Source organism: Pseudomonas sp. LBUM1643, assembly GCF_059716215.1.
Genome location: NZ_CP166813.1, coordinates 188,684 through 203,399 on the forward strand (window position 1 = coordinate 188,684; position 14,716 = coordinate 203,399).

The window sequence follows — 14,716 nt, forward strand, 5'->3', positions numbered from 1 at the left end:
TCGCATGCTGCCGTAGTTGCCTCCCCGCCGCTTTATCCTTGAGCTACGCCGACCGATGAGCGGCGAATGAGGAATGTATGAGCAAGACTAACGCTTCTTTGATGAAACGCCGCGAAGCCGCTGTACCACGTGGTGTTGGCCAGATTCACCCGATCTTCGCCGAGTCCGCGAAGAACGCCACCGTGACCGACGTTGAAGGTCGCGAGTTCATCGACTTCGCCGGCGGTATCGCCGTGCTGAACACCGGTCACGTGCACCCTAAAATCATCGCCGCCGTGACTGAGCAGCTGAACAAGCTGACTCACACTTGCTTCCAGGTGTTGGCGTACGAACCGTACGTAGAGCTGTGCGAGAAAATCAACGCCAAGGTGCCAGGTGATTTCGACAAGAAAACCCTGTTGGTCACCACCGGTTCCGAAGCGGTAGAAAACGCTGTGAAGATCGCCCGTGCCGCCACTGGCCGTGCTGGCGTGATCGCCTTCACTGGCGCATACCATGGTCGCACCATGATGACCCTGGGCCTGACCGGTAAAGTCGTCCCTTACTCGGCTGGCATGGGTTTGATGCCTGGCGGCGTGTTCCGCGCGCTGTACCCGAACGAACTGCACGGTGTGAGCGTCGACGATTCGATCGCCAGCATCGAACGCATTTTCAAGAACGACGCCGAGCCGCGTGATATCGCTGCGATCATCATCGAGCCGGTTCAGGGCGAAGGCGGTTTCTACGTCGCGCCTAAAGAGTTCATGAAGCGTCTGCGCGCCCTGTGCGACCAGCACGGCATCCTGTTGATCGCTGACGAAGTACAGACCGGCGCTGGCCGTACTGGCACCTTCTTCGCGATGGAGCAGATGGGCGTTAGCGCTGACCTGACCACCTTCGCCAAATCCATCGCTGGCGGCTTCCCGCTCGCCGGTGTGTGCGGCAAGGCTGAATACATGGACGCCATCGCTCCAGGCGGCCTGGGCGGCACCTACGCCGGTAGCCCGATCGCTTGCGCCGCGGCCCTGGCTGTGATGGAAGTGTTCGAAGAAGAGCAACTGCTGGATCGCTGCAAGGCAGTCGGCGAGCGTCTGGTGACTGGTCTGAAAGCCATCCAGGCCAAGTACCCGGTGATCGGCGAAGTTCGTGCCCTGGGCGCAATGATCGCCGTCGAGCTGTTCGTTGATGGCGACAGCCACAAGCCGAACGCCGCTGCTGTGGCATCGGTTGTGGCCAAGGCGCGCGACAAGGGCCTGATCCTGCTGTCCTGCGGTACCTACGGCAACGTTCTGCGTGTACTCGTACCGCTGACCTCGCCCGACGAGCAATTGGACAAAGGTCTGGCAATCATCGAAGAGTGCTTCTCGGAGCTTTGATCTAAAGTGCTCGTATGAAAGTGTGAGCTGATCAACAAAAAAACCCGCTTTGGCGGGTTTTTTTGTGTCCGTGAAACCCATCGTGCTGTATCGAATGGCCAGCATTGAACTAAGGTGCAAGCATCGTCTTCGGAGCGTACAGATGACTGTTGTAGTTTTGCCTGCGGCACCGCGTGTGCTGATTGCCGAGGCCGATCCCTGGTCCCGCGATCTGCTTAAACAGGTGTTATTGAATGTTCGGTGCGACGCACTGCTGGACCTGTGCGCTAACGGTCAGGAAGCGCTGCACCTGTTGTCGCAGAACCCTTACGACCTGGTGATCGCCGATTGGGAGCTGCCCGGCGTCGATGGTTTGAATGTTTTGCGCAGTATTCGCCAGCGTAAACGCAATCCGCCGCTGCCGTTCATTCTGATGAGCAGCCGTAATGACAGCGTCAGCGTGCGCGAGGCCTTGCCTTTGGCACCCTCGGCGTATCTGACCAAGCCCCTGAACATGGAGAGCCTGACCCAGCGTCTGCAGGCGTTGCTGTTGAACGTAGGTGAAGAAGTCTTGTGCGAAGCACCGACACTGGCGCCGGGCATGACTTTGTCGGTGTACCTGGAGCGCCGTCGTGAGCAGGCCGATGGCGCGCCCTTGATGACCGACGTGGAATTGGCAGTCAAACGTAGCCTCAATCCCACTGGTCTCGATCTGACCGCGCTGCACGACGAAACTAGAACGGATCCTCAAGTCACCGCCGTATTGATCGCTGCCGCCAACAGCGCCGCCCAGCACAAAGGCGCACCCGTGCAGACCCTGCTTGAAGCGCTGCATCGTCTTGGTACGGGACAAAGCATGAACCTGATTCTGGGGCTGGTGCTCAAGCGTAGCGCCCGGCTCAGTGATCCGTGTCTGGCGGACTACGCCGAGCGCTATTGGGAGCTGTCGCTGCACACCGCTGAATACGCACGCACCTTGGCGCGCCTGCTGGATCTGGATCAGGAGCGTTGTTATTGCGCCGGCATGCTGCATCGCCTGGGTGATCTGGCGTTGCTGCGGTGCTTGCAGGAATGGAAGCAGTCTGGCGGCGCGCTGGATGACCTCGAGGAGGTTGGCGAGGCGCTGGCTGAATTCGGGGCGGCTTACGGGTCGGCCTTGCGTACCCGCTGGCGTCTGCCATTGGAGCTGCGTGAGCTGATTGCGGCGGTCTACCAGTTCGGTGGTGGCGTTTACTCGCGCGAAGCGCTGGTGATGAACATGGCCGCGCAACTGGCGCGGCTGGGCGAGCACGAGGGGCTTGAGGCGCTGGCCAAGAGCCGAACGGCGCGCTTGCTGAAGATCGGGCTGCCGGAATTGATGCGGTTGCGCAAAAAGTAGTTCGCACTGGAAATCCCCTGAGCTGTCGAGTGAAACGAGGCTGCGATCTTTTGATCTTCGCTTTTAAAGGCAAAATCAAAAGATCGCAGCCGCGTTTCACTCGACAGCTCCTACACAGTATCTGCAGGGTTTGTGTGGGTGCTATCAGCCGCTGATTATGCGGTTCTTACCCTGTCGCTTCGCCTCATACATCGCCGCATCCGCCCGTGCATACAGGTCGTCGAGACTTTTATCTTCGGCCATCAGGCTGGTCAGCCCCTGGCTGATGGTGATGCCGAAGGTCTGATCGTCGTGGCTGAAACTCAGCAGTTGAATCTCCCGTTGCAGACGCTCGGCCACTAGCAACGCAACGGCGGGTTCGCACCCTGGGAACACGGCCGCGAACTCTTCCCCGCCAATGCGCCCGAACACGTCCCCACGGCGTAATGCAGCGCGACCGCACTCGGCGATACGTTGCAGCACGTTATCGCCTTCCTGATGGCCGTAGGTATCGTTGATAACTTTAAAGTCATCGATGTCCAGCATCAGGAACGACAGCGGCGTGCCTTGTTCTCGTGCCTTTTCGAACTCGCGGTTAGCGCACTCGAAAAAGTAGCGACGGTTGCTGCTTTCCGTCAATTCGTCGGTGGTGGCCAGACGCTGAAGTTCGGTTTCCAGCTGCTTCTTTTCCGTGATGTCTTCGGCAATGCCGACAATGATCACAGGCTGTCCCGGCTCGGCCTGACGGTTCATGAAGCACTTGTCACTCAGCCAGCGTACCTGGCCATCGGCGGTAATGATTCGATACTCACGATCTTCAACGGCGCCTTTTTCCAGCACTTCGGCCAGGCTGCGCTCGGCATGCTCGAGATCGTCGGGGTAAACGCTGTCACGCCACTGGTTGTAGTCCGACAGCAACAGCTCGGCGGAACGGCCAGATATTCGTTCGTAGGCGGGGCTGACGTAGAGCACCTGACGGGTTTCCCAATTGAACGCCCAGAGCACCGCATTGACGCTCACGAGCAGGGAATTGAGCAGCTGTTCGCGCTCGCTCAGTCGGGCGACTTCGCCTCGGGCACGCATTAGCGCCATGAGTGTTTGCGCGGCCTCGGGCCACTGGGGAGCGGATGAGTCTTGTAGTTTTTTATCGACCATCGACACAAATCTCAAAGCGTGCCGCGAGTCGACAGCGGCCACAACGAAGCCCGCCAGGGTGGCGAAGTGTTTGTGAGATAGGGGATTTGGAGGTTAGTTCCCGGGTTGCGCGGCAGAGGGGGTGGCTCCCGCCGGGCGGTAATGGCGACGCGTTTTCGGCAAAAACGCGTCGCCCTATCGGCAGCGGTCAGGCAGTCGTTGGCCGCAGGGAGTAGGTTTTCAGCTGGTTGGCGAAGTCGCGCAGGGAATGGATTCCGCTGGCTTCGGCTTCGTGGATCCAGTCCTTGATCGCGGCCAGCATGTCATGACCGTTCGAGCTGGTCTTGACCCAGATCTGCTGCAAGGCCAGGCGTTTCTCGTAAATGACCTTTAGCGCCTGACTGTGTTCGAGCATGTTCTGGATGCGCACGTGGTGTTTGTCATCCAGCAGGCTGGTTTCCCGCGAGAGCAGGCGTTTGGCCCGATGGAACTGGTGACGGACCGAATGATCGGCCCTTTCCAGCTCTTGCTTGACCAGTGGCGCGATCACCAACTTGCGGTACTGGGCCATGATCTGGAAGCGGTTGTTGAGAATCGCCATCGCAGTGTCCATGTCCAGATTGCCTTTACCTTCAACGCGGTGGGCAATCGGTGCGACCCGCTGGACCTTGGCCAGACGCAGGAAGCTGAAGACCTGAATCCAGGCCCAGCCGAGATCGAATTCCCACTTCTTCACGGACAGTTTTGCCGAGTTCGGGTAGGTGTGATGGTTGTTGTGCAACTCTTCGCCGCCGATCAGGATGCCCCACGGTACGAGGTTGGTCGCTGCGTCGCGGCATTCGAAGTTGCGGTAGCCAATGGCATGGCCCAGGCCATTGACCACGCCGGCAGCCCAGACCGGGATCCACATCATCTGGATGGCCCAGATGGTGATGCCGATGGTGCCGAACAGCAGCAGGTCGATGACGCCCATGATCGCCACACCCAGCAGCGGGAAGCGGCTGTACAGGTTACGCTCGATCCAGTCTTCGGGACAGTTCTTGCCGTAGATGCGCAAGGTCTCGGGGTTTTCCGCCTCGGCGCGGTACAGCTCGGCGCCTTTGCGAAGCACGGTGGACAAACCTTTGACGACCGGGCTGTGCGGGTCATCGACGGTTTCGCATTTGGCGTGGTGCTTGCGGTGGATGGCTGTCCACTCGCGTGTGTTCTGCGCCGTGGTCAGCCACAGCCAGAAGCGGAAGAAATGTTTCAGGCCGGCATTGAGCTCCAGGGAGCGATGGGCTGAATAACGGTGCAGGTAGACCGTGACGCCGATGATTGTGACGTGGGTCATCAGCAGGGTGACTGCCACCAGTGACCAGGGCGACAAGCCAAGAAAACCTTCGTACCACATAGGCTGTAGGGCCCTCGATAAATAAAAAAATAGCCGATGCATTATCACTAAGCTCACAGATAAAACCAGTCGCCCTTTCAGATAAGAGTGGCTGGATGTGTCTTTGCTCTATAATTCGAACCTTTTTGTAGGGACATGGACGGTCGAATGTCTGCCACCACTCGCGATGCCTTGCGTGCAGCGCTGCTTTACCTGTTGCTGTCTGTTGTCTGGCTGGGGTTCAGTGGTTATTTATTAAACAGTTTCTTCGATAGCTCCACCGAACGCCTGCAGTGGCAACTGATCAACGGTTACGCCTGGGTTGTGCTCAGTGCCGGGTTGATTTTCTTTGCCCGGGCGCGATTGTTCCGTTGTCTGGGGATCGATGTGCAACTGCGCGAGCGGCGTGCAGAGCGCGAGCATTTGCGACAGGCCGCAGCGGTGTTCGATTGCACGCGTGAGGGAGTGCTGGTCACCAATGACAAAGGGCTGATCGTTCATGTGAACCGCGCCTTCATGGACATCACCGGCTACCAGCGTGAAGAAGTGATGGGCCAGCCACCCAGCCTGTTCAAATCCGGTCGCCACCCACCGGCGTTTTACCAGGCGATGTTCGGAACCCTCAGCAGCAACGACGAGTGGAGCGGCGAGATCTGGAACCGCCGCAAAAGTGGCGAGATTTATCCGCAATGGCAGACCATTCGCATCATTCGTGACGATCAAGGCCAAGTGAGTCAGTACGTGGCGGTGTTTTCCGACATCAGTGCGATCAAGAACTCCGAGCATGAGCTCACACACCTGGCCCACCACGATCCCCTGACCGACTTGCCCAATCGCCTGTTGTTCACCGACCGCGCCGAGCAGGCCTTGGCTTCGGCGCAAACACATAAACGCGGTTGCGCCCTGCTGCTGATCGATCTGGATCACTTCAAGATGATCAACGACAGTCTCGGTCATACCATGGGCGACCAGTTGCTCAAGGCCGTGGCTGACCGCTTGCGAGCGATGTTCGGGGCGGGAATCACGTTGGCGAGACTGGGGGGTGACGAGTTCGCCGTACTCGCCGAAAGCTGTCCGCAATTGGTTCACGCCGCCGCACTCGCGCAAAAAATCCTGGATGGCCTCAAGGAGCCGTTCCATCTCGACGGCAATCAGCTTTTTATCAACGCCAGCGTCGGGATCAGTCTGTTCCCTGGCGACGCCTTGAGTGCCGAGCAATTACTGCACAATGCCGATTCGGCGCTGTTCAAGGCCAAAAGCGCCGGTCGCGACAACTACGCCCTCTACACCGAAGAGCTCACCGCCCAGGCCCAACAGCGGGTCGAGACCGCGTTCGAATTGCGCCGTGCACTGGAGCAGAAAGAGTTGCGGTTGTATTACCAGCCGGTTTACGACTTCAAGACCCGTCGCCTGGTTGGCGTCGAGGCATTGGTGCGCTGGGAACATCCGCAGCGCGGGCTGGTGTCCCCTGCTGAGTTCATCCCCATTGCCGAGCGCACCGGGCTGATCGCCGAAATCGATGCCTGGGTCATGCGCGCAGCCTGTCAGCAGATGTGCAAATGGCAGCAGGCGGGAGTCGTGCTGTCGTTTGTCGCGGTGAATGTGTCCTCACGGCTGTTCGCTCGCCGTGAGCTGTATCAGCAGGTAGCGCAAGTGTTGCGCGACACCGGGCTGGACCCCGCTTATCTGGAGATCGAAGTCACTGAAAGCGCAGTGATGGACGACCCGGAGGTCGCGCTGGAACAGATGCATCGATTGCGCGAGCTGGGCGTGCGGTTGGCCATTGATGACTTCGGTACCGGGTACTCGTCGCTGCTGCGACTCAAGCGCCTGCCGGTGCAGAAACTGAAGATCGACCAAGGCTTCGTCGCCGGGTTGCCATGGGATGAGGACGATGCAGCCATCGTGCGGGTGATCATTGCGCTGGCCCAGAGCATGGGCATGCAGGTGCACGCCGAAGGGATCGAACAAGTCGAACAAGCGGTTTTCCTTGTCGAGCACGATTGCGATCTGGGGCAGGGCTACTGGTTTGGACGGCCCGTGCCGGCGGAAAAACTGCAGTGGACACACACGCCCGTCATTCATTAGATCGCAGTTCGCATGGAAGGCAGACCCCTGTAGGAGCTGCCGCAGGCTGCGATCTTTTGATCTTTTTCTCCCCGTTCCCGCCCGCAAACCTTCGCCCCTTCAAATAATCACTTCTGGTTATATAAACATTCTTAAATAGTCTTTTTAAGAATATCCGCACCTATCTACTATTGGCCTCACGCCGCAAGCAGTGCCGCCACTGCCAGGCAACCTCTCAGTCGAAGGAGCAGCATCATGAGCGCATCCCTACGTAGCGTTGACGGCCAGGACGAAGCAACCATTTTGCGCGAGATCCAGAGCGCACTGCGCGACCTGCGTTTCGGAGCGGTGGAAATCACCGTGCACAACGCTCAAGTCGTGCAGATCGAACGCAAGGAAAAATTCCGTTTGCAGCAGCCGGGTAACAAACCGAGCTGAGCCCGAAGATCAAAAGATCGCAGCCTGCGGCAGCTCCTACGGGGGATTGGTGTAGGAGCTGCCGAAGGCTGCGATCTTTGAACGGCACCGCGATTCCAGAAATCCATAAGAACTAGCCAACACAAATAGAATTCCAGGAGCTTTCACCATGTCGTCGATTCGTCATTTCGCTTTGGCCGCCCTGGCCAGTGCCCTTTTTGCTGGCTCCGCGGTTGCCAAGGACTACGAGCTGCTTAACGTGTCGTACGACCCGACCCGTGAGCTGTATCAGGACTACAACGCCGAATTCATCAAGTTCTGGCAGGCAGATCACGCCGGCGACAACGTGAAAATCCAGCAATCCCACGGTGGTTCGGGCAAGCAAGGCCGTGCTGTGATCGATGGCCTGCGTGCTGACGTAGTGACCCTGGCACTGGCCGGTGATATCGACGAAATCGCCAAGCTGGGCAAGACCCTGCCAGCCGATTGGCAGAAGCGTCTGCCGGAAGCGAGCACGCCCTACACCTCGACCATCGTGTTCCTGGTGCGCAAGGGCAATCCCAAAGGTATCAAGGACTGGGGCGACCTGGTCAAGAACGACGTCTCAGTCATTACACCCAACCCGAAAACCTCCGGTGGTGCACGCTGGAACTTCCTCGCAGCCTGGGCCTATGGCCTGAAAGCCAACGGCGGCAATGAAGCCAAGGCCAAAGAATACGTGCAGACCTTGTTCAAGCACGTTCCGGTGCTGGACACCGGTGCTCGCGGTTCGACCATTACCTTCGTCAACAACGGTCAGGGTGACGTGTTGCTGGCCTGGGAAAACGAGGCGTTCCTGGCGCTGAAAGAAGACGGCGGTGCCGACAAGTTCGAGATTGTCGTGCCTTCGCTGTCGATCCTCGCTGAGCCACCAGTCGCTGTAGTCGACAAGAACGCCGAGAAAAAGGGTAACGAGCAGATCGCCGAAGCGTACCTCAAGCACCTGTACAGCCCGGCCGGTCAGGAGATCGCGGCGAAGAACTTCTATCGTCCACGTGACAAGGACGTGGCCGCCAAGTACGCCAAGCAGTTCCCGACGCTTGATCTGGTGACCATCGATAAGGACTTCGGCGGCTGGAAAACAGCACAACCGAAATTCTTTAATGACGGTGGTGTGTTCGACCAGATTTATCAGGCGCAGTAATCTTTAATAGGTCATAAATGAGCCCCGATTTTACCGTCGGGGCTTTGTGCGTTCTCAACCAGGGACTTTTATGTCGCGTCGTATCTCCCCCGTCATACCCGGCTTCGGGCTGACGCTGGGTTACACCTTGGTGTACCTCAGCCTGATTGTGCTTATTCCACTGGCGGCGATGTTCATCCATGCCGCTCAACTCTCCTGGGATCAGTTCTGGGCAATCATTTCGGCACCTCGTGTGCTGGCGGCCATGAAGCTCAGCTTCGGCACCGCGCTGTATGCCGCGATCATCAACGGCATCATCGGCACGCTGCTGGCCTGGGTGCTGGTGCGCTACACCTTCCCGGGTCGCAAGATCATCGATGCGATGATCGATCTGCCCTTCGCATTGCCCACCGCCGTGGCCGGTATCGCCTTGACCGCGCTGTACGCGCCGAATGGCTGGGTTGGCCAGTTTGCCGCGGACCTGGGGTTCAAGATCGCCTACACCCCCATCGGCATCACGCTCGCACTGACGTTCGTGACGCTTCCATTCGTGGTACGTACCGTACAGCCAGTATTGGCCGATATCCCACGTGAAGTGGAGGAAGCGGCGGCGTGCCTGGGTGCCAAACCGTTACAGGTTTTCCGCCATATCCTCGTGCCCGCACTCTTGCCCGCCTGGCTGACAGGGTTCGCGCTGGCCTTTGCCCGCGGGGTTGGTGAGTACGGTTCGGTGATTTTCATCGCCGGTAACATGCCGATGAAAACCGAAATTCTGCCGTTGCTGATCATGGTCAAACTCGACCAGTACGATTACACCGGCGCCACGTCCATTGGCGTACTGATGCTGGTGGTTTCCTTTGTCCTGTTGCTGCTGATCAACTTGCTGCAGCGGCGCATCGAAACCCCATAAGGAGGCGCACACATGTCCCAATCGTCTATTGCTGCTGCTTCCTCCAACGCTGCCCGCCGTGGCAGCGCCAGTTCACGCCGAATCCTGATCGGCCTTGGCTGGCTGGTTTTTGCACTCTTTCTGCTGTTGCCGCTGGTGATCGTGGTGTCCCAAGGGCTGAAACTCGGGATTGGCGCGTTCTTCACCGCGATCTTTGAGCCGGATGCTGTTTCCGCATTGAAGCTCACGCTGATCGCCGTTGCGATTTCGGTGCCCTTGAATGTGGTGTTCGGCGTCAGCGCGGCGTGGTGCGTCAGCAAGTACTCGTTCCGCGGCAAGAGCATGCTGGTCACCCTGATCGACCTGCCGTTCTCGGTATCGCCGGTGATCGCGGGCCTGGTCTATGTGTTGATGTTCGGCGCTCAAGGCCTGTTCGGGCCGTGGTTGCAGGACCACGATATCCAGATCGTCTTCGCCTTGCCCGGCATCGTTCTGGCCACGATCTTCGTCACTGTGCCGTTCGTGGCACGCGAACTGATCCCGCTGATGCAGGAGCAGGGCACTCAGGAAGAAGAGGCCGCTCGCCTGCTCGGAGCCAATGGCTGGCAGATGTTTTGGCACATCACCGTTCCCAACATCAAATGGGGCCTGATTTATGGCGTGGTGCTGTGTACGGCGCGGGCCATGGGTGAGTTCGGTGCGGTGTCGGTGGTTTCCGGGCATATTCGCGGGGTGACCAACACCTTGCCGTTGCACGTCGAGATCCTCTACAACGAATACAACCACGTGGCCGCGTTCGCGGTAGCGAGCCTGTTGCTGATCATGGCGCTCTTCATCCTGCTGCTGAAGCAGTGGAGCGAAAACCGTATTAACCGCCTGCGCGCCAGCGCCGCGGAGGAATAATTCATGTCGATCGAAGTGCGTAACGTCAGCAAGAATTTCAATGCGTTCAAGGCGCTGGACAACATCAGCCTGGACATTCATAGCGGCGAACTCGTCGCGCTGCTTGGCCCGTCGGGTTGCGGCAAGACCACGCTGCTGCGGATTATCGCCGGCCTGGAAACGCCGGATCAGGGCAACATCGTGTTCCACGGCGAGGACGTTTCGGGCCACGACGTGCGTGATCGCAACGTCGGTTTCGTGTTCCAGCACTACGCGCTGTTCCGCCACATGACGGTGTTCGACAACGTCGCGTTCGGCCTGCGCATGAAACCGAAAAACCAGCGCCCGAGCGAAAGCCAGATCGCGGTGAAGGTTCACGAACTGCTGAACATGGTGCAGCTGGACTGGCTGTCGGATCGCTACCCGGAACAACTTTCCGGTGGTCAGCGCCAGCGTATTGCGTTGGCTCGCGCCCTGGCGGTCGAACCCAAAGTGCTGCTGCTCGACGAACCTTTCGGCGCCCTCGACGCCAAGGTCCGTAAAGAGCTGCGCCGCTGGTTGGCGCGCCTGCACGAAGACATCAACCTGACGTCGGTGTTCGTGACCCACGACCAGGAAGAAGCCATGGAAGTGGCCGACCGCATCGTGGTCATGAACAAGGGCGTGATCGAGCAGATCGGTTCACCGGGCGACGTTTACGAGAACCCGGCCAGCGATTTCGTTTATCACTTTCTGGGCGATTCGAATCGGTTGCACCTGGGTGAGGACAACCACGTGTTGTTTCGTCCGCACGAAGTGTCGCTGTCGCGCCATGAGCTGGAAGATCACCATGCGGCCGAAGTGCGGGATATCCGTCCGTTGGGCGCAACGACCCGGGTGACACTGAAGGTCGAAGGCCAGAGCGAGTTGATCGAAGCCGAAGTGGTCAAGGATCACGACAGCCTGACCGGGTTGGCAAAGGGCGAAACCTTGTTCTTCAAGCCGAAGGTCTGGCAGAAAGTCGCCAACATTTAAGATCAAAAGATCGCAGCCTGCGGCAGCTCCTACAGTGGGTGGGTTGAACACAAAATTCGTGATCAACCCACCCACTGTAGGAGCTGCCGCAGGCTGCGATCTTTTAAAGCGGCCTAAGCCGCCGCCTTTTTCGGATTGACCCGCACCCCACCCGCCCGCGCTTCGATCTGCTCTTTCAGGTCATGTCGCATCCCCAGCAAAAACGCCAGTTCGGCCACCACAAACAGCGGCCCGACAATCAGCCCCGTCACGTCATCGACAAACGCCGGCTTGCGTCCTTCGTAGTGATGGCCGACAAACTGAATCGCCCAGCCCACCACGAACATCGCTGCGCCACTGCTCAACCAGACCAGGGTGCTTTGCTGCGCCAACACGTGACCGGCCCAGATACACAGCCCGAGGAGCACCGTCATCAAGACCCCGAGGCGCAGTTCCAGGCGCAGGTAGAACCAGGCCGATGCCAGCGATACCAGTACCGCCGGCGACAGCCAGCCTCCCGCCCATTGCGGCCGGGACAGCAACACCGCTACTGCGACCACAATCAACGGAATGCCGATGAAATGACTGGCGATGTTTCTCGGATCACGGTGATACGCGGCATATTGACTGAGGTGGTCAACCAGGCTTTTTTTCATTGTTATTCCTCCTGTAGGGTGCTTGATCATGACCCGGGTTCATCTTTCGCTCTGTCAGCCAGACGACAATCTCAAGGAGTTTTCATGGACATGCAGGTCTGGCGTTCGCGCTTGATGAGCGGCCAATGGTTCAGTCATCTACCTGTGTCCTTACAGGATAGCCTGCTGTCCGCCGCCAGGTTGCGAAGCTTGTCGCCGGGACAGCGTTTGTTCAAACGCGGCGATCCGCCCTGCGGGTTGTACGCCGTGCTCGAAGGAGCCGTGCGCATCGGCGCCGTCAATGAGCAGGGAAAGGAGGCGCTGCTGAGTCTGGTCGAGCAGCCTCACTGGTTCGGCGAAATCTGCCTGTTCGATGGGCAGGCGCGGACCCATGATGCGTTCGCGCTGGGTCAATGCACCCTGCTGCACATCCCGCAAACCGCGCTGCTGGCCTTGCTCGACGAACAGCCGGTGTACTGGCGGCAACTGGCATTGTTGATGAGCCAGAAACTGCGCCTGACCTTCATCAACCTTGAACAACTCAGCCTGATGCCCGCATTGGCACGCCTGGCGCACCGCTTGCTGATGATTGCCGACAGCTACGGCGAGCTCGATCCGCCGCGCCGCGTACTGCAGCTCCCGCAAGACCAGCTGGCTTCCATGTTGTCGTTATCGCGCCAGACCACCAATCAACTCCTCAAAGACTTGCAGGGACAAGGGATCGTGAACCTGAAGTACGGCGAGATCGAGATTCTTGACGCCGGTCGGTTGCGGGCATTGGCGATCTTTTAAAGGTGGGCTTTGTCCACAAAGGCGCCTAGCCTGTACAGACGACAATTGAGGTGTGCCATGCGTGTGCTGTTAGTAGAAGACGAGCCGGAGACCGCCAAACTCCTGGCCAACGGCCTGAGCGAAGCCAGTTATGCCGTCGATGTGGCGCTGAACGGGATGGACGGTCGTCGCTTCATCGAGTCCGGCGAATACGACTTGATCATCCTTGATGTGATGCTGCCAGGACTTAACGGCTGGCAGTTGCAGCAACAGGTCCGCAAGCTTGGCGCCACGCCGGTACTGTTCCTCACCACCAGGGACGGCATCGAGGATCGCCTGCGCGGGCTGGAGCTGCATGAAGACGATTACCTGCTCAAGCCCTTCACCGTGAGCGAGCTGGTGGCTCGGGTGCGCAAGTTGTTGCGGCGTGATCGCGGGCGTTAGGGGTTATTTCGGTGTCTGGTCTGGCCTCATCGCGGGCAAGCCCGCTCCCACAGTGTTTACTATTGGCCACATATTTTGTGTTCACCAACGATAAATGTGGGGCCGGGCTTGCCCGCGAAGAGGCCCGCCCAGACAACACCACCCTCCAGACCTGAACCCATCACCGCAACCCATCCCGAAACTGCCCCGGCGTCATCCCTGTCCAGCGCTTGAACGCCCGACTGAAACTACTCGTATCCGCAAACCCCAACAAATAACTGATCTCACTCAGCGAGCATTGCGGGTCCCGCAAATGCAGCAACGCCAGGTTCTCGCGGCTTTCATTGAGCAGCGTATCGAACCGACACCCCTCATCCGCCAGGTGCCGTTGCAGGCTGCGCAAACTCAGGTGCAGGGACTTGGCAATGTGTTCCGCACTGGGCTCGCCCTCGGGCAACTGCTCTTCAATCGCGTCGCGCACCTTGCGTTCCCAGGTCAGCGGCTTGAGTTGCGCCAGGGCGCGCTTGAGCACGGTTTCGTTGTGCTCGGCCAGTTCCGGGTTGGCATCGTCCAGATGGCTGTCGAAATCCACCAGGGAAAATTCCAGTCGATCTTCGTCCGCGGCAAAGTACACCGGGGAGCGAAAGACCTTGTGCCATTGGTGCGCGTCCGCCGGTTCCGGACGCCTCAGGTACACCGCCAGCGGAGCATACTCGCGACCCAGGCGATTGCGGCACGTGCGCACGTAAATCGCGGTGAAGGCGTCGATGGCTTCATACGCCGGTGCCGGAGTGCCCGGCGCAATCTTCAGGCGAAAGCGATAGCGATCTTCGGTGCGGGTCAATTCAAGCTCAAGGGCGTCGCTGACCACCTGGTGATAGCGCACGATTCGCTCGAACACCTCGCGCAAACTGCCGCTGGCCACCAGCGCATACCCGAGCGCGTGAAAAGTGGTCGGGCTGACAAAGCGCGACACCCGCAGGCCAATCGCCGGGTCGCCGCTGACCTGCACCGCGATTTCCCACAGGCGCGTGGTGCCTGACAACGGATAACGGGCGTTAGGGTCGTCCATCAACTGCGGGTCGAGCCCCGCCTGATGACACAGGGCGGTGCTGTCCAGCCCCAACGCATCGAGTTGCTTGCGCAGGGCGCGGGTCCAGCTGGCGAGGGAGGTCGGTTCAGTCATGCTGATTGGCGCTTCCGGTCAACAGGTTGGCGTTCACGGCTACCACCTTGCGAGGGTTCGCAGGGCAGGATGCGAACATCAATAAACAGAGGAT

14 protein-coding genes are annotated in these 14,716 nt (G+C 59.1%); 10 read left to right on the plus strand and 4 right to left on the minus strand.

Annotated elements, in window-relative coordinates:
• Positions 1–77: 77 nt before the first annotated feature.
• Both gabT and ACA063_RS00805 read left to right on the plus strand, forming a co-directional pair.
• Positions 78–1,355: a 4-aminobutyrate--2-oxoglutarate transaminase gene (gene gabT / locus ACA063_RS00800; RefSeq protein ID WP_162440351.1), complete on the plus strand. Its 1,278-nt coding sequence runs from the start codon at positions 78–80 to the stop codon at positions 1,353–1,355.
• 142 nt (positions 1,356–1,497) lie between these two features.
• Complete coding sequence (locus tag ACA063_RS00805; RefSeq protein ID WP_497664421.1) at positions 1,498–2,712, plus strand: HDOD domain-containing protein; 1,215 nt, start codon at positions 1,498–1,500, stop codon at positions 2,710–2,712.
• Positions 2,713–2,856: 144 nt separating this feature from the next.
• Here the strand turns inward: ACA063_RS00805 and ACA063_RS00810 are convergent, their stop codons facing one another.
• Together ACA063_RS00810 and desA are read right to left on the minus strand one after the other, a co-directional pair.
• Positions 2,857–3,846 carry a GGDEF domain-containing protein gene (locus tag ACA063_RS00810; RefSeq protein WP_497664422.1) on the minus strand — a complete coding sequence of 330 codons (990 nt, stop codon included), beginning with the start codon at positions 3,844–3,846 and terminating at the stop codon, positions 2,857–2,859.
• 187 nt (positions 3,847–4,033) lie between these two features.
• Entirely contained in the window at positions 4,034–5,218 is a 1,185-nt protein-coding gene (gene desA, locus ACA063_RS00815; RefSeq protein WP_162440348.1) for a delta-9 fatty acid desaturase DesA, read from the minus strand.
• A gap of 147 nt (positions 5,219–5,365) precedes the next feature.
• Here desA and dibA point away from each other — a divergent pair, with 147 nt between their 5' ends.
• The 6 genes from dibA (at position 5,366) to ACA063_RS00845 (ending at position 11,628) form a co-directional block, all read left to right on the plus strand.
• Positions 5,366–7,285, plus strand: coding sequence for a phosphodiesterase DibA (dibA, locus tag ACA063_RS00820; protein WP_497664423.1), 1,920 nt, complete (start codon positions 5,366–5,368; stop codon positions 7,283–7,285).
• 234 nt (positions 7,286–7,519) lie between these two features.
• The gene (gene oscA / locus ACA063_RS00825; RefSeq protein ID WP_022643503.1) at positions 7,520–7,702 is read left to right on the plus strand and encodes a sulfur starvation response protein OscA; all 183 of its coding nucleotides are present in this window, start codon (positions 7,520–7,522) and stop codon (positions 7,700–7,702) included.
• Between the two features lie 148 nt (positions 7,703–7,850).
• Positions 7,851–8,864, plus strand: a complete 1,014-nt coding sequence (locus ACA063_RS00830) for a sulfate ABC transporter substrate-binding protein (RefSeq protein WP_497664424.1) — start codon at positions 7,851–7,853, stop codon at positions 8,862–8,864.
• A 70-nt stretch (positions 8,865–8,934) separates the two neighbouring features.
• A complete protein-coding gene (gene cysT / locus ACA063_RS00835) occupies positions 8,935–9,753 on the plus strand; it encodes a sulfate ABC transporter permease subunit CysT (RefSeq protein ID WP_497664425.1) in 819 nt (272 codons plus the stop codon).
• 12 nt (positions 9,754–9,765) lie between these two features.
• Positions 9,766–10,635, plus strand: coding sequence for a sulfate ABC transporter permease subunit CysW (gene cysW / locus ACA063_RS00840; protein ID WP_497664426.1), 870 nt, complete (start codon positions 9,766–9,768; stop codon positions 10,633–10,635).
• A 3-nt stretch (positions 10,636–10,638) separates the two neighbouring features.
• Positions 10,639–11,628, plus strand: a complete 990-nt coding sequence (locus tag ACA063_RS00845) for a sulfate/molybdate ABC transporter ATP-binding protein (protein ID WP_162440343.1) — start codon at positions 10,639–10,641, stop codon at positions 11,626–11,628.
• A gap of 113 nt (positions 11,629–11,741) precedes the next feature.
• On the opposite strand, the gene ACA063_RS00850 is transcribed toward ACA063_RS00845, so the two are convergent.
• Positions 11,742–12,263 carry an Mpo1 family 2-hydroxy fatty acid dioxygenase gene (locus ACA063_RS00850; RefSeq protein ID WP_497664427.1) on the minus strand — a complete coding sequence of 174 codons (522 nt, stop codon included), beginning with the start codon at positions 12,261–12,263 and terminating at the stop codon, positions 11,742–11,744.
• A gap of 84 nt (positions 12,264–12,347) precedes the next feature.
• On the opposite strand from ACA063_RS00850, the gene ACA063_RS00855 reads away from it, so the two are divergent.
• Both ACA063_RS00855 and ACA063_RS00860 read left to right on the plus strand, forming a co-directional pair.
• A complete protein-coding gene (locus tag ACA063_RS00855) occupies positions 12,348–13,034 on the plus strand; it encodes a Crp/Fnr family transcriptional regulator (protein WP_497664428.1) in 687 nt (228 codons plus the stop codon).
• A gap of 57 nt (positions 13,035–13,091) precedes the next feature.
• Positions 13,092–13,457 (plus strand): response regulator, encoded by a 366-nt coding sequence (locus ACA063_RS00860; protein ID WP_497664429.1) that lies wholly within the window; start codon positions 13,092–13,094, stop codon positions 13,455–13,457.
• A 160-nt stretch (positions 13,458–13,617) separates the two neighbouring features.
• On the opposite strand, the gene ACA063_RS00865 is transcribed toward ACA063_RS00860, so the two are convergent.
• The gene (locus ACA063_RS00865) at positions 13,618–14,622 is read right to left on the minus strand and encodes an AraC family transcriptional regulator (protein ID WP_497664430.1); all 1,005 of its coding nucleotides are present in this window, start codon (positions 14,620–14,622) and stop codon (positions 13,618–13,620) included.
• Positions 14,623–14,716 lie beyond the last annotated feature (94 nt).